24 protein-coding genes are annotated in these 24,935 nt (G+C 69.4%); 5 read left to right on the top strand and 19 right to left on the bottom strand.

From position 1 onward, the window contains the following. Positions 1 to 159: 159 nt before the first annotated feature. The 15 genes from IPK71_21780 to IPK71_21710 form a co-directional block, all read right to left on the bottom strand. Positions 160 to 603, bottom strand: a complete 444-nt coding sequence (locus IPK71_21780) for a zf-TFIIB domain-containing protein (GenBank protein ID MBK8216371.1) — start codon at positions 601 to 603, stop codon at positions 160 to 162. A 109-nt stretch (positions 604 to 712) separates the two neighbouring features. Further along, entirely contained in the window at positions 713 to 1,369 is a 657-nt protein-coding gene (locus IPK71_21775) for an NADH-quinone oxidoreductase subunit I (GenBank protein ID MBK8216370.1), read from the bottom strand. A gap of 24 nt (positions 1,370 to 1,393) precedes the next feature. Beyond that, positions 1,394 to 2,836, bottom strand: coding sequence for an NADH-quinone oxidoreductase subunit H (locus IPK71_21770; GenBank protein ID MBK8216369.1), 1,443 nt, complete (start codon positions 2,834 to 2,836; stop codon positions 1,394 to 1,396). 46 nt (positions 2,837 to 2,882) lie between these two features. Continuing rightward, positions 2,883 to 4,472 (bottom strand): (2Fe-2S)-binding protein, encoded by a 1,590-nt coding sequence (locus IPK71_21765; protein ID MBK8216368.1) that lies wholly within the window; start codon positions 4,470 to 4,472, stop codon positions 2,883 to 2,885. A 104-nt stretch (positions 4,473 to 4,576) separates the two neighbouring features. Further along, complete coding sequence (locus tag IPK71_21760; GenBank protein MBK8216367.1) at positions 4,577 to 4,951, bottom strand: hypothetical protein; 375 nt, start codon at positions 4,949 to 4,951, stop codon at positions 4,577 to 4,579. Positions 4,952 to 4,985: 34 nt separating this feature from the next. Further along, positions 4,986 to 5,429: a hypothetical protein gene (locus IPK71_21755; protein ID MBK8216366.1), complete on the bottom strand. Its 444-nt coding sequence runs from the start codon at positions 5,427 to 5,429 to the stop codon at positions 4,986 to 4,988. Positions 5,430 to 5,507: 78 nt separating this feature from the next. Next, positions 5,508 to 6,722 (bottom strand): NADH-quinone oxidoreductase subunit D, encoded by a 1,215-nt coding sequence (locus tag IPK71_21750; GenBank protein MBK8216365.1) that lies wholly within the window; start codon positions 6,720 to 6,722, stop codon positions 5,508 to 5,510. Position 6,723: 1 nt separating this feature from the next. Continuing rightward, positions 6,724 to 7,311, bottom strand: a complete 588-nt coding sequence (locus IPK71_21745; GenBank protein ID MBK8216364.1) for an NADH-quinone oxidoreductase subunit C — start codon at positions 7,309 to 7,311, stop codon at positions 6,724 to 6,726. Continuing rightward, a complete protein-coding gene (gene nuoB, locus IPK71_21740; GenBank protein MBK8216363.1) occupies positions 7,308 to 7,871 on the bottom strand; it encodes an NADH-quinone oxidoreductase subunit NuoB in 564 nt (187 codons plus the stop codon). The genes IPK71_21745 and nuoB overlap by 4 nt, the downstream gene beginning before the upstream one ends. Positions 7,872 to 7,925: 54 nt before the next feature. After that, on the bottom strand, positions 7,926 to 8,306 hold the full coding sequence (gene ndhC / locus IPK71_21735) for an NADH-quinone oxidoreductase subunit A (GenBank protein ID MBK8216362.1): 381 nt from the start codon (positions 8,304 to 8,306) through the stop codon (positions 7,926 to 7,928). A gap of 148 nt (positions 8,307 to 8,454) precedes the next feature. Next, complete coding sequence (gene def / locus IPK71_21730) at positions 8,455 to 9,030, bottom strand: peptide deformylase (GenBank protein MBK8216361.1); 576 nt, start codon at positions 9,028 to 9,030, stop codon at positions 8,455 to 8,457. A gap of 64 nt (positions 9,031 to 9,094) precedes the next feature. After that, on the bottom strand, positions 9,095 to 10,207 hold the full coding sequence (locus IPK71_21725) for a hypothetical protein (GenBank protein ID MBK8216360.1): 1,113 nt from the start codon (positions 10,205 to 10,207) through the stop codon (positions 9,095 to 9,097). Positions 10,208 to 10,228: 21 nt separating this feature from the next. Beyond that, the gene (locus tag IPK71_21720; protein ID MBK8216359.1) at positions 10,229 to 11,188 is read right to left on the bottom strand and encodes a TIGR02757 family protein; all 960 of its coding nucleotides are present in this window, start codon (positions 11,186 to 11,188) and stop codon (positions 10,229 to 10,231) included. A 34-nt stretch (positions 11,189 to 11,222) separates the two neighbouring features. After that, positions 11,223 to 12,239 (bottom strand): tetratricopeptide repeat protein, encoded by a 1,017-nt coding sequence (locus IPK71_21715; GenBank protein ID MBK8216358.1) that lies wholly within the window; start codon positions 12,237 to 12,239, stop codon positions 11,223 to 11,225. 1 nt (position 12,240) lies between these two features. Further along, positions 12,241 to 13,167, bottom strand: a complete 927-nt coding sequence (locus tag IPK71_21710) for a hypothetical protein (protein MBK8216357.1) — start codon at positions 13,165 to 13,167, stop codon at positions 12,241 to 12,243. A 199-nt stretch (positions 13,168 to 13,366) separates the two neighbouring features. Between IPK71_21710 and IPK71_21705 the strand changes: the two genes are divergently transcribed. Next, positions 13,367 to 13,930 carry a sigma-70 family RNA polymerase sigma factor gene (locus IPK71_21705; protein ID MBK8216356.1) on the top strand — a complete coding sequence of 188 codons (564 nt, stop codon included), beginning with the start codon at positions 13,367 to 13,369 and terminating at the stop codon, positions 13,928 to 13,930. 9 nt (positions 13,931 to 13,939) lie between these two features. On the opposite strand, the gene IPK71_21700 is transcribed toward IPK71_21705, so the two are convergent. Together IPK71_21700 and IPK71_21695 are read right to left on the bottom strand one after the other, a co-directional pair. Next, on the bottom strand, positions 13,940 to 16,231 hold the full coding sequence (locus tag IPK71_21700; GenBank protein MBK8216355.1) for a sulfatase-like hydrolase/transferase: 2,292 nt from the start codon (positions 16,229 to 16,231) through the stop codon (positions 13,940 to 13,942). 66 nt (positions 16,232 to 16,297) lie between these two features. Then, positions 16,298 to 17,260 (bottom strand): tyrosine recombinase XerC, encoded by a 963-nt coding sequence (locus tag IPK71_21695; protein ID MBK8216354.1) that lies wholly within the window; start codon positions 17,258 to 17,260, stop codon positions 16,298 to 16,300. Positions 17,261 to 17,352: 92 nt separating this feature from the next. Between IPK71_21695 and IPK71_21690 the strand changes: the two genes are divergently transcribed. Then, positions 17,353 to 17,883: a DUF2062 domain-containing protein gene (locus IPK71_21690; GenBank protein MBK8216353.1), complete on the top strand. Its 531-nt coding sequence runs from the start codon at positions 17,353 to 17,355 to the stop codon at positions 17,881 to 17,883. A 50-nt stretch (positions 17,884 to 17,933) separates the two neighbouring features. Here IPK71_21690 and IPK71_21685 read toward each other — a convergent pair whose 3' ends face one another. Further along, complete coding sequence (locus IPK71_21685; GenBank protein ID MBK8216352.1) at positions 17,934 to 19,280, bottom strand: aminopeptidase P N-terminal domain-containing protein; 1,347 nt, start codon at positions 19,278 to 19,280, stop codon at positions 17,934 to 17,936. Positions 19,281 to 19,439: 159 nt separating this feature from the next. On the opposite strand from IPK71_21685, the gene IPK71_21680 reads away from it, so the two are divergent. The 3 genes from IPK71_21680 to IPK71_21670 all read left to right on the top strand — a co-directional run bounded on the left by IPK71_21680 (position 19,440) and on the right by IPK71_21670 (position 23,280). Then, positions 19,440 to 19,805: a hypothetical protein gene (locus tag IPK71_21680; protein MBK8216351.1), complete on the top strand. Its 366-nt coding sequence runs from the start codon at positions 19,440 to 19,442 to the stop codon at positions 19,803 to 19,805. A 94-nt stretch (positions 19,806 to 19,899) separates the two neighbouring features. Then, entirely contained in the window at positions 19,900 to 20,391 is a 492-nt protein-coding gene (locus tag IPK71_21675) for a hypothetical protein (protein MBK8216350.1), read from the top strand. Positions 20,392 to 20,406: 15 nt separating this feature from the next. After that, complete coding sequence (locus IPK71_21670; protein MBK8216349.1) at positions 20,407 to 23,280, top strand: hypothetical protein; 2,874 nt, start codon at positions 20,407 to 20,409, stop codon at positions 23,278 to 23,280. 31 nt (positions 23,281 to 23,311) lie between these two features. Here IPK71_21670 and IPK71_21665 read toward each other — a convergent pair whose 3' ends face one another. Next, the gene (locus IPK71_21665) at positions 23,312 to 24,880 is read right to left on the bottom strand and encodes a pseudouridine synthase (protein MBK8216348.1); all 1,569 of its coding nucleotides are present in this window, start codon (positions 24,878 to 24,880) and stop codon (positions 23,312 to 23,314) included. Positions 24,881 to 24,935 lie beyond the last annotated feature (55 nt).

The following is a 24,935-nucleotide window of genomic DNA, read 5'->3' as shown; positions in this document are numbered from 1 at the left end:
GAGCGGAAGGCTCGGTGCGGATGGGTGCGGACGAGAGACCCCCAGCGCACGCTAGCACGGCGCGCCGCCCCTGCCGCTCCAGCAACAGACTTTTCCGTAAGCGTTTCGCGCTCTTCAGGCGCTTCTAAGGAAGCACCGCGTCACGCTCGAGGCCCCGCTTCACTCGACCTTCTCCGGGCCACCGAAGAGGAACGTGCGCATCGCGTCACCGATCCGCGAGATCGGCCCGCGTTCGTCCGGGGGCAGGCTGTCGGGGGACGACGTGGTCGCGAGCACCTCCGCCGCGACGACGTCGAGGAAGATACCGTGGCATCCCTCACAGCGCTGGAGCCAGGGGCCACGATCCTCGAAGAGCTCGACGTGAAACGGGACGGCGCACCGCGGGCACGCCCCCGGCAGCTTGGGCGGCGCATCACCGACCGGAAGCGCGGACAGCGGGGTCACCAACCCTCGAACGAGCTCTCGCGGATCTCCATCGTGCCAGTCGAGGAAGATTCCACGGCAATGCCCGCACACGTCGATCGTCGCGTCCCCCGCCTGCCGAGCGTCGAGGGTCGACGAACAGCTCGGGCAGCGAAGGGCTTGCTCTCGGTAATCGCTCATCGGACGAGCGTAGACGAGGCGGCCCCGCGCGCACCAAACGAAAGCGCCACCGGCCTCGTGGGCGGGTGGCGCTCTCCGTCTCGGCTGACCGCTCGCGACGACCGCGACGTCAGTGACCGTGCTCGCGATCGATGCCGGGGTGCGTCGGGTCCCCCGGCTCGTGACGCGGGTTCGCCGTCTCGTGGGAGCCGTCGCGCGCGGCGAGGCCCATGAGGTCGGATTTGGCGTAGATAAACTGGTCGCGCGAGTCGTACGGGACGGGGTGAATCCCCGTGTCCATGCGAATCGCGTCGCACGGGCACGCCTCGACGCAGTACCCGCAGAAGATGCAGCGGAGCTCGTCGATCACGAAGCGCACCGGGAAGCGCTCGTAGCCTCGGCGCTTGTCGCCCTCGGGGTACTCGCCGGCCTCGATGAAGATGCACTGCGCGGGGCAGGCCGTGGAGCAGCAGAGGCACGCGACGCAGCGCGGGCTCCCATCGTCGCGGGTCGTGAGGCGGTGAACCCCGCGAAACCGTTGAGGATACGGGCGCTTCTGCTCGGGGTACTGGATGGTCGTGATGCCGTCGTCGAGGCGCTCGGTGACCGGGTCGGGGCGCTCGCCCGTGAGCATGTCGCGGGTGTTGCGGAAGAAGTGGCTCATCGACACCCCGAGACCTTTGAAGATCTCGGGGAGGTAGGACTGAACCGTCGGCGTCTTCTCCGTGTAGGCCACGGTGACGGCGTTGGGGGGGCTTGCGGGTTTCTTCGGGAAGGCTTGAGCCATGGTGGAAACGTGCTCCGAGGAGGTTCAGGCCTGCATGGGGGCGGTCTTGGTGCCGCCCGCCGCCTCGGCCATGTCGCCCGAGGTGCCGATGAGGGTGCGGTCCTTGGGACGCGTGTTGAAGAAGCCGTAGAGGCCCCACAGCGGGAGGATCGTGAGGATAGCGGCGACGAGACCCTGCGAGAGGTCCCCCACCACCTTGAGACCGTGGGCGACGCTCTCTCCGCCCGCCTCGGCCGCGAGGTAGAGGATGCCGGTCGCGAAGATGTTCGCGAGCGACGCCGGGAGGAGCACCGTCCAACCGAGCTTCATGAGCTGGTCGTAGCGGAAGCGCGGGAGGCTCCAGCGGACGAAGGCCTGGAGGAGGCACATGACGATCGTCTTCGCGAAGAACGCCACGAAACCGAAGAGGATGACCCAGATGTGGGGCAGGCGCTGCGCGGCGTAGATCGTCTCGCCGATCTGGATGGTGATGCCGTCCCGGTGGAGGAACGGGAGCTGCCAGCCGCCGAGGAAGATGGTCACGAGCAGCATCGAGCTCGTCACGATTTCCATGTACTCTGCAAAGTAGAACATGCCGAACTTCATGCCCGAGTACTCGGTGAAGTAGCCCGACACGAGCTCGCTCTCGGCCTCCGGGAGGTCGAACGGGATGCGCTTCGACTCGGCCACGGCGGCCGTGAAGAAGAGGAAAAACGCGAGCGGCTGGACGAAGATGCCCCAGCAGTTCTCGCCCTGCCAGCGGACCATGTCCTCGAGGCGAACCGAGCCGTAGAGCATCATGGCGCCGATGAGCGAGAGGCCCATCGTGACCTCGTAGCTGACCATCTGCGAGGCCGCGCGGAGGGCGCCCATGAGGGAGAACTTGTTGTCGGAGGACCAGCCGGCGATGGCCGCGCCCACGATGCCCTGCCCCGCCATCGCGAAGACGTAGAGGATGCCGACGTTGAGCGGCGCGATCTGGAGCTCGATCGGGGGCTGCACGGCCGAGATCCCGAGGCGCGCGGCCGACGGGAAGACGAGGAGCGGCTTGGCGATGACGGCCTTCGTGGCGATGTCGATGCACTGGCCGTCGACGACCTGGAGCACGTGCCCCTCGACGGGCGCGCACACGTGGCGCCAGAGCTGGTGGGGCGAGATCGTGTCACCGAACGGGATGACGGCGGTGAGCGCGAGGACCGGCACCATCGCGAGGATCGGCGCGAGGCTGAAGAGGAGCTTGTCCGCCTTCGGGGGCATGAAGTCCTCTTTGAAGAAGAACTTCACGCCGTCGGCCGCGGTGTGCAGGAGGCCCGCGATGCGCAGCTCGAACTTGCCGAGCTTGAGCCCCGCGCGGTTCGGCCCGACGCGGTCTTGGATCATCGAGCTCAGGCGCCGGTCGACCCAGGTGAGCAGACCCGCCACGTTGAAGAGGAACCCGACCATGATGAGGATTTTCACCACGGTGAAGAGAATCATCGAGCCTGTCACAGGATTGTCCTTCTCGCTCGCAACGTCGTCGGAGGGGAAATGAAGCTCATTCGGCGGAAGCCGTCTGGGACGGCTCCGGCGGCGGGACGCTCGTCGCGACGAGCATCGCGCGTACGTCCTTCAGGGTGGTCCAGGAGGGCTCGACGCCGAGGTGAACGGCGACCTTGGCGACGAGCTTCCAGCCGGGCTCGGCCGACCCGAGGGGCTCGGTGCCCTTCTCGGCGAGCTGACGCATGCCCTTCGCGTTGACGAACGTTCCGCTCGCCTCGATCCACGCGGAGGCGGGGAGCACGACGCTGGCCGCGCGGGTGAGCGGGCCCACGTGCGCCGCCACGACGCAGAGGCCCTGGAGCCCCTCGAGCGCGGAGACGTCGTCGGTCGGGGCCGCGCCGCCGAGCGCGATCACGTGCGTGACCTTGCCCGCGCGCGCGTCGGCGAGGAGCGCGTCGAACGACTTGGCATCGGGTGCCAAATTCTGGATACCGGCCGTATTCGAGTTCTTGTCGGCGTGGATGAGGATGTCGTCCGAGTAGCCCGCGGGCGCGCCGCTCGTGTAGATGGCGCGCGAGCCGCAGAGCTCGGCGAGCTCGAAGAGCGCGAGGTTGTCCTCGAGGGAGTGTTTGGCCGAGAGCACGAACGCGATCGAGCCCTTCTGGACGCTCGCGAAGCGCTTCTTGATCTCTTCGAGCGCGCGCTCGATTTTGACTGTCTTTCCGGACACTTGGGCCTCGGGCACGCGGCCCTCGACGACGTCGCGGTACGAGAGCATGCCCTCGTCGCACATCCAGAATTTGTTGACCCGCTCGTTGTCCCGCGGTCGGTAGCGGAGCGCCTTGTTCGTGCGCGGATCGTAGTCGAACGTGGCGTTGCAGCCCGTCGCGCAGCCCTGGCACACGGTCTTCGCGCTCTTCAAGAACCACACGCGGGCCTTGAATCGGAAGTCCTTCGTGGTGAGCGCGCCGACCGGGCACACGTGCTCGGTCATGAAGGTGTAGTGGCCTTCGAGCTTGCGGCCCGGCGCCACGATGACCTCTTTGAGGTTGCCGCGCTCGCGCATGTCGAGCACGGGGTCTTTCGCCACTTCTTCCATGAAGCGGATGCAGCGCGTGCACATCACGCAGCGCTCGGCGTCGTACACGATGGTGTCGCCGAACGAGACGGCCTTCGGCTTGTGCACCGGCTCGTCGTGCATGCGCTTCGGCGTCTGTTGGTGCTCGAGCCAGTAATCTTGCAGCTTGCACTCACCCGCTTGGTCGCAGATGGGGCAGTCGACCGGGTGGTTCAGGAGCAAGAACTCCTGGACGCCTGCGCGCGCGGCGATGACGTGGGGCGACTGCTCCGCGAGCACCTCTTGCCCGTCGGTCGCCGGGAACTGGCACGCGGGCTGGAGCTTCGGCTTCTTGATCGTGCGGTAATCGCCCAGCTTTTCGTCCCACTCGACGATGTCGAGCATCATCGCGCGTTGGTTCGCCGCCGGGAGGATCTCCACGAGGCACATGCGGCAGTTCGCCGGCGCCGAGAGCCCGGGGTGGTAGCAGTAGTGCGGGATCTCGACCCCCGCTTTCTCCGCGGCACGAATGATGGATTCCCCTGGTTCGAAGGGGATGCTTTTTCCGTCGAGCTTGAACGTGGGCATGTCGCGCCCCGTTTTCTAGAACGGATCGTCACCTCGGGGAAGAGGGGACATGCCCCGAACCTGCGCAAGATTTGCGATTTCTCGGGTCCCTCGGGGGGAGGACCTCAGCGGTAGGGCGGCTCGCGCGGAACCTCGACCGGCTTCGGAGGCTGCGCGAGGACGACGAGGGCGTAGGCGAGCCAGGCGACGAGCCCGGCGCCGAGCACCGTACGGACGAGGGTCTGCACGGCTTGCGCGGTCACGACCGCCTCGATCCCGCTGCTCCGCGCGACGAGGGCCGTCGTGATTGGACCGAGCGCCGCGCCGACCACTCCGAGCACGAGCTCGGCCACGGCCCATCCGACGAGCGGGCCGGCGGCGTCGGGCCGGTGCCGACGAACGAGCACGAGCGCCACGACCAGGAGCCCTACGTGCCCGGCCATCGAGACGAGCCACGAGATCCCCGTGGCGAGCGCGAGCAGCGATTGCGACGACGTCATGGCGTGTCCATAGCCACCTTCGGCGAGACGCGCATCAGTCGGCGAGCACGGCCCGCCCGTCGAACGCACCGAAGCAGCCTGCGACCGTCCCGTGGACGAGGCGGCAGGCGCGGAAGATCGCCCCATCGAAGACCGGGACGACCCCCTCTCCCGGCGGCCCGCACGACACGACGCGGCCGTCCCTCGCGTCGCATCCACGGAACACCCCGTTTTCCACCTCGACGATCACGGGGCCCTCCGCCCACGCGCCGCACGTGAGGACGCGGCCGTGCGCCACGTCACACACCCGGAGCGACCGTACGGGCTCGGACGCTCGCTCCTCACGCTCCGGCCCGGGCTCCCCCGCGTCGACGACCGCGAGCTCCGATCGCCCCCGCTCCGGGCTCGGCACGGTGACCTCCCTTCCCTCGCGCCCGCGTCCACACCCCACGACGACGCTCACGACCACGGCGACCACGACGACGACGAGGCGCTCCACACCAGAAACCCTACGCCGAAATGGCCGACGCGGCGCCCCCTGTCCGGAGAACGCCGCGTCGTCGGTCGAGCGCTCAGGTCAGTGATCGCACTCGCCGCCGATCATGTTCACCGAACCGAAGATCGGGATGACGTCGGACAACATGCCGCCCTCGATGAGCTGCGACACGCCGGAGACGACGGAGAAACACGGCGGGCGGATGCGCACGCGGTAGGGCGTGCCGGTCCCGTCGGACACGAGGTAGAAGCCGAGCTCCCCGTTGCCACCCTCGGTGTACGAGTACACCTCACCTTTGGGTACTTTGGCGCCTTCCATCACGAGCTTGAAGTGCTGGATGGTGCCTTCGATCGTCGTGTAGACGGCCTCTTTCGGCGGGTACATGACGCGCGGATCGTTCACGTTGACCTCGCCCTCGTCCGGCATGCGGTCGCACACCTGCTCGAGGATGCGGGCCGACTGGCGGATCTCGGCGAGGCGAACGAGGAACCTGTCGAGGGTGTCGCCCTTGCTGCCGACGGGGACGTCGAACTCGACCTCGTCGTATTTGAGGTACGGGTGCGCCTTGCGCACGTCGTACGAGACGCCCGTCGCGCGGAGGCAGGGGCCCGTCCACCCGAGCGAGATGGCGTCTTCTTGCGAGATGACACCGACGTTCTCGAGGCGGTCGATGAAGATGCGGTTCTTGAGGAGCATCTTCTCGCCTTCGACGAGGATGCCGAGCACCTTGGGCAGGGTCTTGCGGACCATGTCCTTGAACTTCGGCGTCGGAGGCGCGGCCATGCCGCCGATGCGACCGAACGAGTGCGTGAGGCGCGCGCCGGTCTCCTCCTCGAGGATGTCCCAGATCATGTCGCGCGCTTTGACGAACCACAGGAACGGCGTGAAGGCCCCGAGCTCCATGGCCATGGCGCCCGTGCACGTGAGGTGGTCCGAGATGCGCGCGAGCTCGCCGAGGCCCATGCGGTACCACTGGCAGCGATCGGGCACCGCGATGCCGCAGAGCTTCTCGACCGCGAGCGCGTAGCCCACGTTGTTCAGCATCGGCGAGACGTAGTTCAGGCGGTCCGCGTAGGGGAAAACCTGCGCCCACGTGCCGCGCTCGCACATCTTCTCGAAGCCGCGGTGCAGGTAGCCGATCTGCACGTCGACCTTGTCGATCGTCTCTCCCGAGAGCTCGACGACCATACGCACGGTGCCGTGCATGGCGGGGTGCGACGGGCCCATGTTGAGGCGCATCGGCTCGGCCGGAAGCTCGAGCTCATTTTCGTCGAGGTCGAGGTCGATAGGCTCCATCTTAGTTTTCTTCCGAGCGGGTGTAGGAACGGCGACCGAAGCTCATGCCCTCGTCGGGGCCGAACGGCGCTTGTTTCTCGAGCGTGAGGCCGGCCTCTTCTTCGGTGCGGTACTCGATGAGGGGCTGCGCCTTCTGCGCGGGGTAGTCCTTGCGGAGCGGGTGACCCTCGAACTCGGGGTACATGAGGATGCGGCGCATGTCCGGGTGACCGCGGAAGGTCACGCCGCTCATGTCGTACGTCTCTCGCTCGAGCCAGTTCGCGGCCTTCCAGACGGACGTGACGCTGTCGAGCTCGCAAGACGTGAGGTCCGCGTCGCCCACGCGGGTCTTCAAGCGGAGGCGGTGTTTGCGGCTCAGCGAGTAGACGTGAACGACGACCTCCATCCGAGGGGCGCGGTCGGGGTAGTCGACGCCGCAGAGGTCGGTGAGCATGTCGAACGAGAGCGACGGATCTTCCCGCAAGAAGCGACAGATCGCGAGCCAGTCCTCCGGGCGGACGACGGCGGTGTCGTCGCCGAGGGCGGACGAGGTTTCGAGGACGGCGTCGGGGAAGACGGCCTTCAGGCGGTCGAGCGCGAGCTGGCTCACGGGGTCTGCTCCTTCTCGCCCTTCTTGCGAAGCGGGACGAGGTCTTTCAGAGGATCTTCGCGCGGCTTGACGATCCCGGGCTTGCGGTCGCCTCGGGCGATCTTGTCCTGGAGGAGCAAGAGGCCGTCGAGCACGCCTTCGGGGCGCGGAGGGCACCCGGGGACGTACACGTCGCACGGGATGATTTTGTCGATGCCGGGCACCGTCGTGTAGTTGTCGTAGAAGCCGCCGCAGCTCGCGCACGTGCCGAACGCGAGCACGTACTTGGGCTCCATCATCTGCTCGTAGATGCGGCGGAGAGCCGGGGCTTGACGCTGGCTGATCGTACCGACGACCCACAGGAGATCGGCCTGACGCGGCGAGAAGCGCGGGGCCTCGGCGCCGAAACGCGAGACGTCGAAGCGCGGACCGGCGACCGACATGAACTCCATGCCGCAGCACGCGGTCACGAAGGGATACTGGAAGAGAGAGTACTTACGCGCCCAGTTGAGGAGCGCGTCGAGCCGCGTGGTCGCGAAGCCCGCCTCGCTGCCCTCGAGGGTCACTTGGGATTTGGCCACGGAATCCTCTGTACGATCAATAGGTTACGAAAGACTTGCCGCCGGGTCGCCCGCTCAGTGCTCCCACTCGAGCGCGCCCTTTTTGACGACGTACACGAGCGCTACGACGACGACCGCGAGGAACGAGAACATGCTGAAGAGGCCGATCCACCCGAGCGACTTGAACTGAATGGCCCAGGGGTAGATGAACACCGCTTCGATGTCGAGCACGACGAAGAGGATGGCGGTCAGGTAGAATTTGACCGAGAGCTTGAGGTGATTTCCGCCCGAGCTCTCCGACCCGCACTCGAACGGGAGCATCTTCTCGCGGGTCTCTTTCAGCTTGCCGCCGAGGAACGTGGCGCCGGTGAAGAAGAGGCCGGCGAGCAAGCCCGCGACGGCGATCATCAAGAACATGGGCGCGTAAATCGCGAACACCGAGGGGCTCTGGTTCATCGGGGTGGCTCTTTGGCTCTTTCGGGGGCTCGGAAGACTCTCCGTGTCTAGAAGCTTCGGCCTTTGGTGTCAACGGCGCCTTGCGCCCCCCGAGCCTTCGGGAACGCAGGTTTTTCCAGAGGATTTCGGCTGAGGTCGGGCGCGCGAGCTACGCGCCGTACTTGGCCACCACGGCCTTGGCGCGGGCGACGAAGGCCTCTTTGTGGAAGCGGTCGAAGTCGGCCCAGGTCGCGAACGAGCGCGGATCCTCGACGCGGTCCAGGAAGAGCTTGCCGTCGAGGTGGTCGCACTCGTGCTGGTACGTGCCGGCCGAGAGCCCCGAGACCTCGAAGTCGAGCGGCTGCCCGTGGCGGTCCGAGGCACGCACTCGGAGCCGGGCGAAGCGCCTCACCTCCCCGCGCAGGTTCGGGACGCTGAGGCACCCTTCGTAGTTGAGGAAGGTCTCGTCCCCAAGGGGCGTCAGCTCGGGGTTCACCAGGATCGTGAGCGGGATGTTCGGCTTGTACGGGTACCGAGGGTTGTCCTTCACCTCGATGGCGCAGATGCGCACGGGCTCGTGCACCTGGGGCGCGGCGAGCCCTGCGCCGTTCGCGTCCCGCATGGTCGCCACGAGATCGTCGATGAAGGCCTGCATGGCCGCGGAGCCGAGCTCGCTCGGCGGGACGGGACGCGCCACCTCGCGCAGGATCGGGTGACCCACGTGGGCGATCTTGAGAAGAGGCATGACGGCGACCCTGAAGGCGGACCCGACGGACGTCAAGGAGCCGCCGAGCGTCCTGACGAACGACTTAGGAAATGAGACGAGCTTTCCAAGCCGTGAGCGGAGGGCCGAGCTTCTGCTCCACAGTACGGATCTCGTCCGCCAGGTCCTTTTCGGGGACACCCGCGGCGAGCGCGTCGCGGAGGCACGAGAACGCGGCGACGTAGCGGCCGCGGCGGAGGAAAGCACGCGCGAGCGGCGGCATGACCTCGTCGTGGCGGCCCCCGAACGCGATGGCACGGCGGAGGGGACCAATCGCCTCCCCGGGCCGGTCGCTCACGAGGAGCGCTTCGCCGAGGCGACGGAAGAGATCGGCGGCGGCGATGCCCTCTTGCGCGTACTGGATGCCGATGCGGAACACCTCTTCGGCTTGCTCGAGCTCGCCGAGGTGAACGCAGGCGGAGCCGAGGAGTCCGAGCCCCTTGGCGATGATGGATCGAGCCTCGGGAGCGAGCATCTGACCCTCCGGGGTGCGGAGGAAGATCGCGAGCGGCGCGGGCCACGTGCCGAGGATGGCGACCACCTTCGGCCACTCGCCACGGCTCGCGGCGGCTTCGGCGTCGGCGACCTTGGACAGGTCGATGGCGCTGCGCGATCCGGTCGCCACCCGATCGAGCTCCTCGCGCACCTGCGCGCGGACCTTGGCGCGAAACGCGTCGACCTCGAAGACGATCTCGTCTCCGTCGTGCGAGACCGTGAGCTCCGCCACACCGCCGGCCAGGGTGAGGGTCTTCAGCGAGTAGCCGTAGAGCGGCGCGAGCAGGAGGTAGCGCACCCCGATGAAGAGCTGGATGGCTTCCACGTCGGTCTCGCGCTCGGGCAGGCTCGACCGACGCTCTTCTTCGACGAGCAGCGCGCCCACGAGGCGGCGGCGGAAATCGGCGAGGGTGAGCCGCTGAGGCTCGAGATCGCCTTCGGCCTCGGCGCCCCCTACGACGAAGTCGACGAGGGTCTGGTCGGGGCTGCGGCGATCGACCGTGAGCGCCGTGATCCTGGCGCCGACGATGATGGAGAACGCGAGGAAGCGCTCGCCGACGATCTCGCACAGGGCGTGGAAGCTGCCGATTCCTTCGCCGATGCGCTCGAACCAACCGTCGGTGCGGAGCGCGTCGAGGGAAAACTCTTTTTTGGTCTCGGCCATGATGGGACGCCCGAACAACCCCTAACCTCGCACGGTTTTCGCCTCGAAGTCCATCGATTGGCGGTGCGGGTCTCGCGAATCCGCTCGGGGCACGTGCCGGCACGCGCCGCGGGCCGGGCATTCGCCGCAGACCGAGCGAACGAAGCGCTCGCGGCAGCGCGTCTCCATGCCCAGATGACAGAGCGAAAAGTCGTATTTCGTCGGGTCTTCCGGGTCGAACCGGGCGAGCGAGGCCGTGATCTCGCGCACGGTGCGGTCGCTCGCGTCCTTGCGCGCCGTAAGGCCGAGGTTTCTCCCGAGCTTGAGGATGTGCGTGTCGACCGGGCACGCGAGCAGACGCCGCGGGACGCCGCTCCAGACGCCGAGGTCGACGCCGTCCTCCGGCCGCACCATCCACCGAAGGAAGAGATGAAGACGCTTCGCGCCGGCCCCGGCGCGCACGGCGGGCAGGAGATGCGCCGGACCTCGGCGGCCATCGGGGCTCGTCCGCGGGAGGCCGCCCTCGTCGCGCAGGTGGTCGACGAGCCGCGCGAGCGCCTCCCTCGCCTCGTCCGGGCCGGCGCGGTCGACGCCGCCTTCGAGCCCCGCGAGGAAGAGCGCCTCGAGGCTCCCGAAGCGGAGCTGGCATCGCCTCGCCCCGTAGAGGAGGCGGGCCACGTCCTCTCCACGAAAGAGGCGGTGCACGAACCCCTGGAGCCCACGCTGGAGCCTCGGCAAACGGCTCGCCGTCTCGCGCGGGCTCGGGCCGAGGACCGAGAGCACCTCGCGCACCTTGGCCAAGATGATCGTCACGTTGCCGAACGCGAGGCTCGAGGCGAGCAGCCCGACGAGCTCGCGATCGTCGCGGTGCGTGAACGGGCGCACGAGGCCGACCGGGTCCCTCTCGCGGCGGGCGCCCACGTCGCACGAGGCGCGCGTCGCGTCGAGCACGGCCTTCACGCGGCGCGCCTGGGCGGTGCTCGTCAAGACAAGAGGTTTCATGAATCCATTCGATGGGTTATCGAACGCGAGGCCCTCAGAACGTGAAGGTCTGCGACGGGTCCGGCGGAGGTGTAGGGCGCTTCGTGGCCTTGGCCACCCGCTCGGCGGCCGCGCGAAGTCGCTCGGCCTCACGGAGGCGCGCCTTCGCGAGCGGGAGCCACGGTTCTTCGGGACGCGCCTTCGTGACGTACGCACGGAAGTGGTCCTCGGCGATCTTGCGGTAGTCGAACGCGTCGTGGGGAGACGTGGCCGAAGCCGCCTCGGCCGCCGCGCCGATCGCGAGGTACCAGTCGATTTCGTACGCGGGCACGAAGAACACCTTCGGCCCGCCCAGGATGGCGCGGTTCGGATCGAGGGACGCGGCTCGGGCGGCCTCGGACTTCGCGCGGCCCGACTCGCCCGCCCGATCGAGCGCGACGGCGAGGCCCCACATGGCGAGCGCGGTGGTCTCGTGGGCCGACGAGCCCGACGGCAAGGTGCTCGCGATACCGATGGCCTCTTCGTAGGTGGCGATGGCGAGCTTGAGATCGCCAAGGCGCATCTCGGCCTCGGCGAGGTTCATCGTGACCGTGGCGCGTGAACCCGGGTCGACCGCGTGCGCGAGGGAGAGCCGGTACGCGTCGCGCTCCTCGCGCGGGTGATCGAGCTTGGCGTGCGACTCCGCGAGCGCCAAAATCGCATCGAGGGCGGCGGGGTGCGCTTCGTGCTCCCGGACCGCCGGGCCGAGCACACGCACCGCGTCCTCGTGGAGCTCGAGCTTGTTGTACACCTCGCCGAGATCGAAGCGGAGCCTCGGATCGGGGCTCGACTCGGCGTGCTCGGCCTCGAGCACGGCGCGCGCGCGGTCGAGCGCGCCGAAGCGAACGAGCGGATTTTCGGCCTCGAAATTGAGGATCTGGCGAACTTTCGTGTGGAGAGCGAAGCGGGCCGTGGCCTCGGGATCGCGCGCCCTCTCCCAAAACGACGGGGCCGTGTCCGCGAGCGCCACGGCGGGCGCGACGAACGCGCAAACGCCGAGCGCCCACGCGGCGAGGGTGCCCCGCGCGGTCACGTCACGGCCCCTTCTTGGCGGCGGGCTTGCGCGCCCCTTCGAGCGCGCCGGCGCGTCTTCGTGCGTGCGCCTCCCAGGTCTTCTTCGTGCTCTTCTCGGCGTACTCTCGAAAGAGGGACGCGGCGCGTGGAGCGTCGGCCTCGGCAAAGAGCATCGCTCGGAGGGCGTGCTCCTCGGCCGGATCGGGCAGGACGCCGAGCACCTCGCGCGCCTTCGCGTCGGCGAACGCCGCTTCGTGACGGCGGGGATCACGACCGAACCGCTCTGCCACGAGCGAGCGCGCCTGCTCGGCCTCTCCGACGCGATCGAGGGCGAGCCCGAGGGCGACCGCGGCGAGGACCTGCAGCGACTCCTGCGCCTCACGCCGCGCCTGCCGAAGCACGGCGAGGGCGTCGTCGGCCGAGGCCGGCCCCTCCGCGAGCAGGAGGAGCCCCGCCGAGACGTACGCCTGGCCACGTTCGTGGACGTCGAGCTGCGAGGCCCGCGGGAGGAGCGCCCTGTAGGCCCGCACGGCCTCCGCGTGACGCCCCGCGCGGGCGAGCCCGTGGGCGTACGTCGCGAGGGCGCGAGGCTCTTCGATCGCGCGCTCGTCCCGTTTTTTTGCTTGCTCGAAGGCCGCGAGCGCCTCGGCGTGGCGACCGAGCCGTGCGAGCGCACGGCCACGCAAGACGTGGGGCGAGGCCCGCTCCGGTCGCGCCCGCGCCGCCTCGTCGACGAGCGTGAGCACCTCGCTCGAGACGGGCCCCGTACCGACGAGGAGCGAGGTCGCGGCCGCGAGCTTCTCGCAGTAGACGCGGAGCTCGGGGGCGCGCGCCCGATCCCACACGTTGGTGCCGCTCGTGCCGTCGGCTTTGGCGCACTCGGCGGGGCGCGCCGGACCGAACGCCGGCTGGGCCACTTGAAGGAGGACAGCGAGCGCGAGGACCATGCCGTTGTTCTATCAGGGGACGCGCCCGGGCCGAAAGCGCGCGCCCCGGGGCCTTCGGGCGTCGCCCCTGCACGGCTCCCGTCACCTGTCGGAAATCGGACACCTTACGGCGCGCCATATTTGTTTAATTTCAACAAGTTACAAGTGGCACGGCGGTCGCATTAGGGGGAGCATGGCCTACGGAATCGACCCCGCCCTCATGGACCGTGCAACCTCCGGTGATCGCGCCGCGATGAACCAGATCGTGGCGATGCTCTCGCCTCACGTCGAGAAGCAGCTCCAGCGGTACCCGGTGTCGGACGAGGACCGACGCGACCTCCTTCAGTCGACGCTCGTGCAGGTCGTTCGTCGCCTCGGCTCGTTCCGCGGTGACTCGAGCTTCTCCACGTGGCTCTTTCGCGTGACCGCGAACGAGGCCCTCATGATGATGCGTTCCCAGCGGCGCCTACGGGCTCGCGTGACCTTCGGGCACGACATCGAGGACCTCGACTCGCTCAGCGCCCGCACGCCCCACAAGCCCTCGTCGGACGAGCTGCTCTCCTCGCGCCGCGCCGCCGCCGTCGTGAAAGACGCCGTCGACACGCTCCCTGACGACTACCGCGACGTCGTGGTGCTCCACTACCACGAGGATCTCGCGCTCCAGGAGATCGCCGACCGCATGAAGCTCACCGAGAGCGCGGTTCGTTCGCGCCTCCACCGCGCGCGCTCGAAGCTCCGCGAGGGGCTCGCGGCGACGATGGTCGGCACGAGCGCCGCGGCCTGAGAGCCGAGCTCAGTTCTCCGCCGGCTTGACCTCGATCTCCCGCAAGCGCGCTCGGTAGGCCTGCATCGCGGCCTTCATCGGTTCGAGCTTCTCCTTGTCTTTCGCCAAGTCCTTCAGCTCCCCCGGGTCGGAGCCCAGGTCGAAGAGCTGGTATTGCGAGCCCCCGAGGTTGATGATCTTCGTGCCCGGGGTCGGCCCCGTGATGAGCGCGCGGCGCGTGCCGTTGAACGGCCCGATCGGCATGTCGACGTAGACGTCGCGCTCCTGAAGGTCGCCCTCGCCCTCCACCTCGGGCACGAGGCTCTGGCCGGAGAGCTCTCCCTCGCCTGCCTCGATCCCCATGAGCTCGAGCAGCGTGGGGGCGAGATCGATGTGCGAGCGCTTCAAGGGAATGCGCCTCGGGGCGATGCCGGGCACGTAGACGACCAAGGGTACGCGGACGAGCGACTCCCAGATCTCGGCGCCGTGCCAGCTCATGCCGTGGTCCCCGAGGGCCTCGCCATGGTCGGCCGTGAGCACGATCGCGGTGTCCTTGGCGTACGGCGAGCGCTCGATGGCATCGAGCACCCGACCGATGTGTTTGTCCGTGTACCAAACCTCGGCGTCGTACTGCGCGTGCACCCAGGCCGCGGGGCTCTTGTCTCCGTCGGAGAAGCTCGGGGCTTCGGGGTGAGGTGCGTACTGCGCGTGAGGGTCGAAGTAGTGGAACCAGGCAAAAAACGGCCGCTCCACCCCCGCGTCGCTCGCCTCGCTCGCGCCCGCGTCTTTCGGTTGCGGAGCTCGGGCCGGGTCCTCGAGCATCTTGAGCACCACGTTCGAGAGTGCCTCGCTCGACACCGAGTTGTCGTTGTCGGCGAGGCCCGGAGGGATGGCCGACAGATCCCACCGGTCGAACCCCTGAGAGAGGCCCGACGAGTGCCGGAAATAGAAGTGGGACATCGCCCCGAGCGTGGCGTAGCCCGCGTCTTTGGCGCGCTCGGCGACGAAGACGTTCTTCGGGGAGTAGACGTTGAAGTGGCCACCGTCCCGGAGCGTCTCGCTCGGGTATTTGCCGATGAGGAGCGGGCCGAGGCTCTTCCCCGTGTACGACGCCATCGCGTAGGCGCGCTCGAAGACCGCGCCCTTCTCCGCGAGGCGGTCCATGTTCGGGCTCACGGGCTTCTTGTAGCCCATGAAGCCGAGGTCGATGCGGAGCGTGTCGACCGTGATGAGGACCACGTTGAGCCGCCGCTTCTTTTTGGGTGCGGCGGCGACCTTAGGGGGCTCTTTCGGCGCGGGGAGCGGGGTGTCGGCGCCCGAGCAGTCTTCGTCGATGCCGTTGCCCGGGACGTCGACCGCCTCGGGGTATCGAGCGCGGTCGTGGTCGTCGCAGTCGCCGCCGCCGAAGAGCGGAGAGGCTCCGTCGTGGTCCCGATCGGTCGCGGCGCGCAGCACGGCGAGGCCGATCTTGCCGAGCGGAGCAGAGCGTGCAAGCCCACGAGAAAGCTCGGGTTTTTGGTTCATCAGGGTGGCGTCGCGCGCGGTCGCGGCGACCCCGAAGAGCACCATGAAGAGCGCCACGGACGGCGCGACGACGCGGCTCTTCCGAAACCCGACCGCGGCCGCATACCCAAAGGCGGCGAGGACGAGGGCGTGGCCGACCGGGCGGAGATCGAGCTCGGGGCGCTTCAGCACACCGAGGATCGCGAACGGCCCCGGACCTCCTCCGCTCGTGTCGCCCGCGGACACTCCGTACGCGAAGAGGAGCGTGACCGGCACGAGCGCGGCGAGGGTCGTGCTCACGGGGTCGACGAACGCGGAGCTCTTCTCGGCGCCGTAGGCGAGCGCACGACGAAGGAGGGGCGCGAGCGCGAGCACCGCGCCGAGGAGCACGACCACGAGGCCGATGGTGAACGCACCGAGCACCACTCCGGCTTCGAGCGGCTTCCCCTCGGCGAGGCGCGTGTGGCCGATGTGCGAAGTGACCACCACGAACACGAACGCCGCGATCACGGAGAGCGGTGCGATCGCCGCGGTCCGCGAGCGTTCGAGCACCGGGGCCTCCCGGACGGCGTGGAGGAGCTCGCGCGGCGACGAGATCTCGCCCGGCTCGAAGAAGAGGCTCGCCACCGCCACGACGAGCCCTACGACGAGCGCGAGCGGGGCCACGAGGCCCAGCGCCGCCAGGAAGAGAGGCCCGAGCGGGGGCAGATCGGTGTCGAGCGCTCCGGCGGCGCGCGCCTCGACGAGGGAGACCCAAAGGGCGCCGAAGATGGCGCCTCCGAGGGTGAGCTGTGACCGACGGACCCAGCGGACGAGCACGGGTGCACCCTAGTTCAGGGCCGCCGAAATGCGGGTCAGATTTTTCGGGCCGGGAGACGCCCCGGATCAGCCTTCCCCGCCGCCGACCTTCGGGAGCTTCCCTCGCGCGAGCGGGTGCGCCTTGTCGTACACCGCGAGCAGATGCTCGACCGACACGTGGGTGTACTTCTGCGTCGTCGAGAGCGACGCATGGCCGAGCACCTCCTGGATCGCGCGGAGGTCGGCGCCGCCGTCGAGCAGGTGGGTCGCACAAGTGTGACGAAGGGCGTGAGGGTGGAGGTCGGCGCGCCCTGCCCCTTGGGCGCCGTAGGCCCGCACGAAGAGCTGGACGGCCCGGACGTTGAGGCGCCGCCCTCGCACCGAGACGAAGAGCGCCCTCGGATCGAGCTCCCCGGTTCGTGGGTGACGAAACGCGTCGCGGAGCGCGAGGTACTCTCGCAGGGCGCTGGCCGCTGCCTCCCCGAACGGCACGAGTCGTTCTTTGCGGCCCTTGCCGAGCACACGCGCCCGCTGAGCGCCGAGGTCGATGTCCCCGAGGTCGAGGCCCGACAGCTCGCTCACACGGACCCCGGCGCCGTACAGGAGCTCCATCGCCGCTCGGTCGCGCGCGGCCACGGCGGGGTGAGCGTCGCCGGCCGTGGGGGCCTCCACGACCTCTTTGGCCGCGTCCACCGAGAGGAACGTCGGCAGAGGCCTCCGAACCTTGGGGCTCGCGAGCTCCTCGGAGGGGTCCTGGCGGACGAGGCCTCGATCGGACAAGAAGCGAAAAAACGAGCGAATAGCCGCGATTTTTCGAGCGATCGACGACGGCGCGTGGGTCCGCGCGAGCGCCCCGAGGTGGCCGCGAAGGACGTACAGATCGACGAGCGCGACGGGCACCGGTGCGTCCTCCGCGAGCCCCTTTCGCTCGCGAAGAAACCCCTCGAGCGCGACGAGATCCCTCTCGTAGGCCGCCCGCGTGTTCGGCGACGCGTTCCGCTCGGCCTTTTGGTACTCGCCGAACCGCCTCCGGGCCTCGTCGAAGTTCACGCGGACGACTCTACCGCGACCGAGCGCCCGTGCCAAAAAGGCCACCCGACGCCCCGTTCGTCGGAGGGTCGAGCTTTTGGTACGATGAGCCCATGGCTCGTGCTCCGCGCAGGCGCTCCTTCGTTTCCCGCCTCGCCGTGCGGGTGCGGCGTCTCGTGCGGCGCGCGAAGAACGAGCGTGCGTCGCCCCGCGAGGTCGGAGAGGCCGTATTTCTCGGGGTGTTTGCCGGGTGCAGCCCGGCCGTCGGGGTCCACGGGCCGATCGCCCTCGCCCTCGCGACGGTGCTGCGGCGAAACCGGCTCTACGCGTTCCTCGGTTCGCGTGTGTCGAACATCGTCATTTTGCCCTTCATCGTCCTCGCCGAGGTCCAAGCGTCCCACGTGCTCCGCACCGGGCATTGGGCCGCCCTCACCCGCGCTCGGGTGCTCGACGAGGCCCCTTCGCTCCTCCTCGACTGGATCGTCGGCTCGATCCTCGTCGGCGCCGTCTTGGGATTCGTCGTGGGCTGGCTCGCCTACATGTGGGCAAAATGGAGAGCGTCACGCCGTCGGAGGGTCCAGGCCGACGACAGCACGCTCCCCGGCGACGAGGGCGCGCTCCCGCCACTCGGCACGAACGTGTAGCTCGGTGGTCGGCGGCGCTCGCGGCCGGCGTCACGAGCGCGGGTCGAGCGTCACACGGTCGCGCGGCACGCGGCCTCGACCTCGGCGACCGTCTTCGGGATCGCTCGGGTGAGGTTCTCGTGCCCACTCTCCGTGACGAGCAAGTCGTCCTCGATGCGGACGCCGATGCCGCGCCACTGGGGGTCGACCGTCTCGTCGCTCGCGCTCACGTAGAGCCCGGGCTCGACCGTGAGCACCATGCCGGGGCGGAGCTCGCGCGGCTTGCCCGCGAGGTGGTAGCGCCCGACGTCGTGCACGTCCATGCCGAGAAAATGGCTGGTTTTGTGCATGTAGAAGCGCTTGTACTTCGCCTCGCGGACGACCTCGTCGAGCGGTCCGGCGAGGAGCCCGAGCTCGACCAGGCCCTTCGAGAGTACCTCGACGCACGCCTGATGGATCGTCTCGAGGGTGGCGCCGGGGGTGGTCGCTCGGAGGCCCGCGAGCTGGGCCGCGAGGACGAGCTCGTAGATCTTGCGCTGCGGCTCGGAGAACGTCCCCGACACGGGGAACGTGCGGGTCACGTCGCTCGCGTAGTACCCGTACTCGCAGCCCGCGTCGATGAGGAGGAGCTCCCCGTCGTTCATCTTCCGGTCGTTCGATCGGTAGTGGAGGATCGTCGCGTTGGGCCCCGAGCCGACGATGCTCCCGTAGGCGGCGCGCTCGCTCCCGTGGCGCCGGAACGTGTCGAGCAGCACGGCCTCGACCTCGTACTCGTGCATGCCGGGCTTCGTCACGGCCATGCACTTCGCGTGCGCGATCGCCGTGATTTCGGCCGCGCGACGCATCGAAGCGAGCCCCTCGTCGTCTTTGAACAGGCGCATTTCGTGCACGATGGTGCCCGGCTCGACGAGCTCGGTCGGGTAGTCGTGGCCGAGCTTCGCCCGCCCGCGCGCGCGGTCGAGGGCGACGAAGACCTTGTCGTCGAAGGTGCGATCGCGCCCGACGCGGTAGTAGAGGCGCCGCTTGTCCTCGAGCAGCTTGGGGAGCTCCGTCGCAAGCTCGGAGATCGGGAAGGCCTTGTCGGCGCCGAAGCCCGCGACCGCGCCGTCGACGCCCGCGCGCGGGCCGTCCCAGGTCTCCCGCTCGGGATCGCGTGGGCGAACGAAGAGGGTCATCCGGGGCGCGCCGTCCGCGTCGGACGAGAGCACGACGACGCTCTCGGGCTCCGCGAAGCCCGTGAGGTAGTGCACGTCGGAGTCTTGCCGGTACTCGTGCTCGACGTCGCTGTTGCGGTGCCACACCGGAGTCGCCGCGAGCACGGCGACGGACGCGGGCTCGTGCTCGCGCATGGCGCGGACGAAGGCGGCGCGCCGATTCTTGTAGAGCTCACGTTTCGCGGTGTGGGGGAACTCGGACATGCTTCGACGGACTCCTGTCTCCTTCCTTGCCACGTGGGCCGAGGTTCCACAACGACTTCGGAGAGCACGAAGCGCGCACCGAAGAGCTTCCTCGCCCGAGGGACGACCGAGCGCCCGAATACTTGGCCCCGGCGCGCCCCGCGGCCGAAAATTCGCCTCATGACCACGCACGACCGACGCCAGCACCGCAGCGACGACCCCCTCGTCGCGCTCCACTACCAGCTCGCCACGGCGCGGGCGCGAGAGAACCTCGACGCCATGGTGCTCGCCGACGGGTCGGGGATCGTGGTCGCGGGGGCGGGCTCGTGGGCCGTCTGCGAGGAAATCGCCGCCTACGCACCGCTCCTCGCCGAGAGCGATCCTGCCCCCGTGTCGACCCGCATCTCCGAGCTGCGGGACGCGGTGCTCGTTCAGCCCCTCGCCTACTCCGACGGCCCCGTGTTCTTGTGCGCGCGCGGAGAGGCCTCGCACGCCGCCATCGCGAGCACGGCCGAGGGGATCGTCCGCATCCTGCGCGCGGCCTGACGACCGACGCGGCCCGACGACCGGCGGGCCGAAACGTCTCTCCGCGCGGAACCGGATCGCCGACGCCACGAGTGTGCTATGGGGCCGAAGTCCAATGTCGAAGCCTCTCAAGACGGGCGGGGAAGCCGATAGTTACTGCACCAAGTGCAAGATGATCCTGAACCATCGCATCATCGCGATGGTCGGCAACACGCCGGTCCGCGTCGAGTGCTCGACGTGCGGCTCGCATCACAACTACCGGCCGCGTCTGCCGGGCGAGAAGGCCCCCCGCGAGCGCGGGGTCTCCGAGGCCAAGCCTCGCGCGGCCAGTGGCTCGTCCTCCCCTCGCCCCGCTGGCGGCGTGCGCGCCGCGGCGGTCCGCGCCGAGGAAGAGCGCGTCTCCCGCGAGCGTTTCTGGGAGAAGGCCGTCAGTGGAAAGACCCCTTCCGAGTTCCGCCCGTACCGCGTCTCCGAGGCCTTCTCCGAAGGCGACCTCGTCCACCACTCCAAATTCGGAGACGGTGTCGTCACCCGCGTGGTCGACGCGAACAAGGTCGAGATCCTTTTCCGCCAAGAGCCGAAGACGCTCGCCCAAAACCTTCAGTAAATCCGAGGGTTACGAGTGACCGGCTCGTCCGCACGCAGCTGCCGTCGGCTCGCCGGCGCCTGTCTCGTGTTGGCGCTCGGCCTCGGCGCGCCCGGGCCGTCCGCCGAGGCGAGCCCCCCCGCCCCCGGCGTGCTCGGCCTCGCCGATGACGGGCGCGTCGGCGTCTTCGTCGTATCGGGCCCGTACGAGGCCCGCAAGCCGACCGGCGCGCCGGCGACGAGCAAGGGGGCCAAGCTCGCGCTCGGGGACCGGCCCTCGGGCATGCCGCCCCTCGCCCTCTCCGAGGCGCTCGTATGCGCCGGGGGCGATCCCGATCCGTGCTCGCGTCGCACCACCGTGGAGATCGCGCGCTCGGGTGTCGTCGACCTGAAAGAGCGCCTCGCGCCGCGTGGGGAGGCCCTCGCCTACGCGACCTTCACCCTCCGCACCGAGCGGGATTTCCGCGGCTTCCTGCTCCTCTCGGTCGACGATGGGGTTCGTGTCTCGGTCGACGGCACGGTCATCCATTCGCGCGACGAAGGGCGCCCCCCGCGCGACGACGACGACGCGGTGCCGCTCTCGCTCTCGGCAGGCCGGCACGTCGTCTCGCTGGAGCTCCACCAACACGACGGACCGTGGCAGGTCGCGGCACGCATCGTCGACGACGGCCTCGCCCGCCCCACCGGTCTCGTCGTCGAGGTCCCCTCGGGGGCCGCCGCGCTCGCAGCCATGCATCCTGCACGCATTCGCGTCACGCGGGCGCTCGACGCCACGGCGACGAAGCTCGTCCCCGAGGTGCGTGTGAGCTTCCCCGACGGCGTCCCCGACGGCCGCCCGCTGCCCGTCACCGTGCGCGTCCTGCGCGGCGGCACGGTGCTCTCGGAGGCCTACGCGGGCATCGCCGACCCTTCGGGAACGACCAAAATTTCTGCACCTTCACTGCCCGTTCTGGGGGTCGACGGGGCGTCCGTCGAGGTCCGTGTCGGGGCCGACGTCGAGAGCTTCCTCGTAGTCGCCCCCGAGAAGGTCCTCGCGGCGCTCGCGCTCGCCTCGAAGGCCCTCGCGACGCCGCCCGCTCCTCCCGACGGCCCGAAGGGCGCGGGCCTCACGCTCGCCGATCTTCGCCTCGACGTGGAGCTCCGGGTGTCGCGGCTACGCGCGTTCGTCTCGGAAGCCGACGCGGACCGGGCCGCGCTCGACACCGAAGCCGACGAGCTCGCGTCCGAGGCTCGCGCCCTCACGGAGGGCCACCCCCTCGAGAAAATCTCCGGGGCCCGCAGGCACGCGATGCGCTCACGCGCCGACGACCGCACGACCGAGCTCGGCCTCTACGTGCCGCCGGCCTACGCCGCCCAGGTCAAGTCGACGGGCACGGCGCGCCCCTTCCCGCTCGTCGTCGCGCTCCACGGGCTCAACGGAAAGCCCCTCCAGATGGTGCGCTGGTTCTTCGGCAAGGACGATGCGGGCCATGACGGCGCGTGGGAAGACCGCCACATGCCGCCGCTCGAGGCTCTCCCGGCGTTCGTGCTCGCGCCTTCGGGCCACGGGAACGGCATGTACCGCGAGCTCGCCGAAGAGGACGTGATGCAGGCCATCGCGTGGGTGAAAGAGCGGTTCCCCATCGATCCGAGCCGCGTGTCGATCACGGGGCCGTCGATGGGAGGGATCGGGGCCGCGGGGATCCCGCTGCGCCGCCCGTGGGTGTTCTCGGCCGCGGCCCCCTTGTGCGGCTATCACAGCACCTTCGTCCGTCGGGACGTGGCCGGCAAGCGCCTCTCGGCGTGGGAGAGGTTCCTCGGGGAGGACCGCTCGAACGCCGACTGGGCCGCGAACGGCCGTGGCCTCCCGCTCTACATCGTGCACGGCACGCAGGACTTGCCCGAAGAGAACAGCAAGGTCCTCATCGACAAGTACGAGGCCCTCCACTACCCGGTGAAGCACGAGCACCCCGACCTCGGGCACAACGTGTGGCAGACCACGTACGAGAAGCCCGAGACGGCGAAGTGGCTCCTCTCGCGTCAGACGCAGCTCCACCCGAAGTGGGTGCTCTTCCGCACGGCGCGCACGCGCTGGAGCGACAGCGCGTGGGTCCACGTGAGGCAGCTCGCGAAGAGCGACGCGTGGGGCGAGGTCCGCGCGCACGCCTCGTCGCGCACGCGCATCGAGGCGACCACGACGAACGTGTCGGCCCTCGTGCTCGACCGCGACGAGAAGCTCTTCGACGCCGACGCGGCCCTGGAGGTGGCGCTCGACGGGAAGGTGCTCACGTTCCCCAAGGGCGCCCCGATCGAGCTCGTCCGCACACCGGCGGGGTGGGAGCCGGGAAAGCCAAAGCCCGGCGAGAAGGCCGGGGCGTTGACGGGGCCCTTCCGGGACGTGTTCCACGAGCCGCTCGTGTTCGTGTATGGCACACGCGATCCGAAGCTCCGGATCGCCAACGAGCGCGTCGCGCGGGGCTTCGCCCAGGTGCGCTTCGGCGTGACCGCCTCCTACCCGATCCTGTCCGACACCGAGGCCCTCGCGCGCGACGTGCTCGGCACGACCAAGGCGCTCTTCCTCGTGGGCTCGAGCGCGTCCAACGCCCTCACGGCCAAGCTCGAGGCGACGGCACCGTTCCCGATTCGCGCCGACGGGCAAGCCATCGTAGTGGGCTCACGGCGCTTCGAGGGCCGCGAGGCCGGGGCCGCGTTCGTCCGCCCGAACCCCGCCGCGCCCGACAGGTACGTCGCCGTGGTGCTCTCCCCTACCCCCGAGGGCACGCTGCGCGCCCTCTCGTTGCCCGATCTCCTCCCCGATTTCGTGGTGTACGACGAGAAGGTCGCCCCGGCCCGAGGGCAGCTCGTGCTGGGGTCCGCGTCCCTCCGTGCGGCGGGCTTCTTCGGGCTCGATTGGTCCCTCCCGGCCTTGTGAGCCGGGAGGCGCGGCGGGCCCCAGGTCCGGGTCAGCGCGAAGAGCGGCCCTTCGGTGCACCACGTCGCCCAGGGCTCGCGCCTTCGTCACGCGAGCGCGGAGCCCGCGGTTTTCCCTGGAAACCCTCGCCTTGCGGGCGCGGGCGGCGCTCTTGCCCCTCGTCACGGGAGCGCGGAGCCCGCGGTTTTCCCTGGAAACCCTCGCCTTGCGGGCGCGGGCGACGCTCTTGCCCCTCGTCACGCGAGCGCGGAGCCCGCGGTTTTCCCTGGAAGCCCTCGCCTTGCGGGCGCGGGCGACGCTCTTGCCCCTCGTCACGCGAGCGCGGAGCCCGCGGTTTTCCCTGGAAACCCTCGCCTTGCGGGCGCGGGCGACGCTCTTGCCCCTCGTCACGCGAGCGCGGAGCCCGCGGTTTTCCCTGGAAGCCCTCGCCTTGCGGGCGCGGGCGGCGCTCTTGCCCCTCGTCACGGGAGCGCGGAGCCCGCGGTTTTCCCTGGAAACCCTCGCCTTGCGGGCGCGGGCGACGCTCTTGCCCCTCGTCACGCGAGCGCGGAGCCCGCGGTTTTCCCTGGAAGCCCTCGCCTTGCGGGCGCGGGCGACGCTCTTGCCCCTCGTCACGCGAGCGCGGAGCCCGCGGTTTTCCCTGGAAACCCTCGCCTTGCGGGCGCGGGCGACGCTCCCGACGCTCCTCGGATGGACCCGCCGCACCGAAGCGCGCCGGCTCGTCGCCCGTCGCGTGACCTTCCCGCGGCGTGCGTGGCTCGCCCCGAAATCCAGGCTTCGCGTGACCATGATCGTCGACCCGAAGGCGAGCGGGCCGGCGCTTCGTGATGAACGCCGCCGCCGCACGCGCCACGCCCTCGACCGACGGGAGCTTGCGCGGCACGCCGAACGCCTTCTTCAGGTCGAGCAGCTCCTCGCGCGTGAGCAGCCGCGCGGCTCCGGGCTTCATGCCGTCGGTCGAGATGCCCGCGAAGGACGTTCGCGACAGGCGCATCACCGTGAAGCCCGTGGCCTCGCCCATGCGCCGGATCTGCTGGTTTCTGCCCTCTTTGATAGTGAGCGTGAACCAAGTTTTGTCGCCCTCGTGGCGAAGGAACGTGGCCTCGGCGGGGAGCGTGGGGCCGTCGTCGAGGGTGACGCCGTTGCGCCACACGTCGAGGTGCTCCTTCGCCATGACCCCAGCGACCTTGACCACGTAGGTCTTCGGCACCGCGCGCTTCGGATGGAGGAGCCCCTCGGAGAACGCTCCGTCGTTCGTGGCGAGCAGGGCGCCGCTCGTCGCGAAATCGAGCCTCCCGACCGGGAAGAGGCGGACTCCGAAGCCGGAGAGCATCTCCTTCACGGTGGGTCGCCCTTCGGGGTCCGAGAGCGTCGCGACGACGCCGCGCGGCTTGTGGACGATGACGTAGACGGCCTCTTCGGCGACGACGCGCTTTCCGTCGAGCTCCACCTTGTCGGAGCGAGGGTCGGCCTTCGCCCCGAGCTCGGTCACCACCTTGCCGTTCACGCGCACACGCCCGGCCGTGATGATCGCCTCGGCGGCGCGACGAGAGGAGAAGCCGCCGCGAGCCAGGATTTTTTGGAGCCGTTCTTGAGCCATCGCGCTCGCTCTAGCCCGGAAGTGCCGACGACGGGAGAGGCTCGACCGAAAAAGC

The sequence above is a fragment of the Myxococcales bacterium genome, from assembly GCA_016712525.1.
GTDB lineage: Bacteria > Myxococcota_A > Polyangia > Polyangiales > Polyangiaceae > JAAFHV01.
The sequence above is the reverse complement of the archived record's forward strand: the minus strand, read 5'-3'. Positions and strand labels throughout refer to the sequence as shown.

Coding starts and splice junctions, on each gene's coding strand:
- IPK71_21780 (MBK8216371.1), bottom strand. CDS start 603: ATGAGCGATTACCGAGAGCAAGCCCTTCGCTGCCCGAGCTGTTCGTCG.
- IPK71_21775 (MBK8216370.1), bottom strand. CDS start 1,369: ATGGCTCAAGCCTTCCCGAAGAAACCCGCAAGCCCCCCCAACGCCGTC.
- IPK71_21765 (MBK8216368.1), bottom strand. CDS start 4,472: ATGCCCACGTTCAAGCTCGACGGAAAAAGCATCCCCTTCGAACCAGGG.
- IPK71_21760 (MBK8216367.1), bottom strand. CDS start 4,951: ATGACGTCGTCGCAATCGCTGCTCGCGCTCGCCACGGGGATCTCGTGG.
- IPK71_21750 (MBK8216365.1), bottom strand. CDS start 6,722: ATGGAGCCTATCGACCTCGACCTCGACGAAAATGAGCTCGAGCTTCCG.
- ndhC (MBK8216362.1), bottom strand. CDS start 8,306: ATGAACCAGAGCCCCTCGGTGTTCGCGATTTACGCGCCCATGTTCTTG.
- def (MBK8216361.1), bottom strand. CDS start 9,030: ATGCCTCTTCTCAAGATCGCCCACGTGGGTCACCCGATCCTGCGCGAG.
- IPK71_21725 (MBK8216360.1), bottom strand. CDS start 10,207: ATGGCCGAGACCAAAAAAGAGTTTTCCCTCGACGCGCTCCGCACCGAC.
- IPK71_21720 (MBK8216359.1), bottom strand. CDS start 11,188: ATGAAACCTCTTGTCTTGACGAGCACCGCCCAGGCGCGCCGCGTGAAG.
- IPK71_21710 (MBK8216357.1), bottom strand. CDS start 13,167: ATGGTCCTCGCGCTCGCTGTCCTCCTTCAAGTGGCCCAGCCGGCGTTC.
- IPK71_21705 (MBK8216356.1), top strand. CDS start 13,367: ATGGACCGTGCAACCTCCGGTGATCGCGCCGCGATGAACCAGATCGTG.
- IPK71_21690 (MBK8216353.1), top strand. CDS start 17,353: ATGGCTCGTGCTCCGCGCAGGCGCTCCTTCGTTTCCCGCCTCGCCGTG.
- IPK71_21685 (MBK8216352.1), bottom strand. CDS start 19,280: ATGTCCGAGTTCCCCCACACCGCGAAACGTGAGCTCTACAAGAATCGG.
- IPK71_21680 (MBK8216351.1), top strand. CDS start 19,440: ATGACCACGCACGACCGACGCCAGCACCGCAGCGACGACCCCCTCGTC.
- IPK71_21675 (MBK8216350.1), top strand. CDS start 19,900: ATGTCGAAGCCTCTCAAGACGGGCGGGGAAGCCGATAGTTACTGCACC.
- IPK71_21665 (MBK8216348.1), bottom strand. CDS start 24,880: ATGGCTCAAGAACGGCTCCAAAAAATCCTGGCTCGCGGCGGCTTCTCC.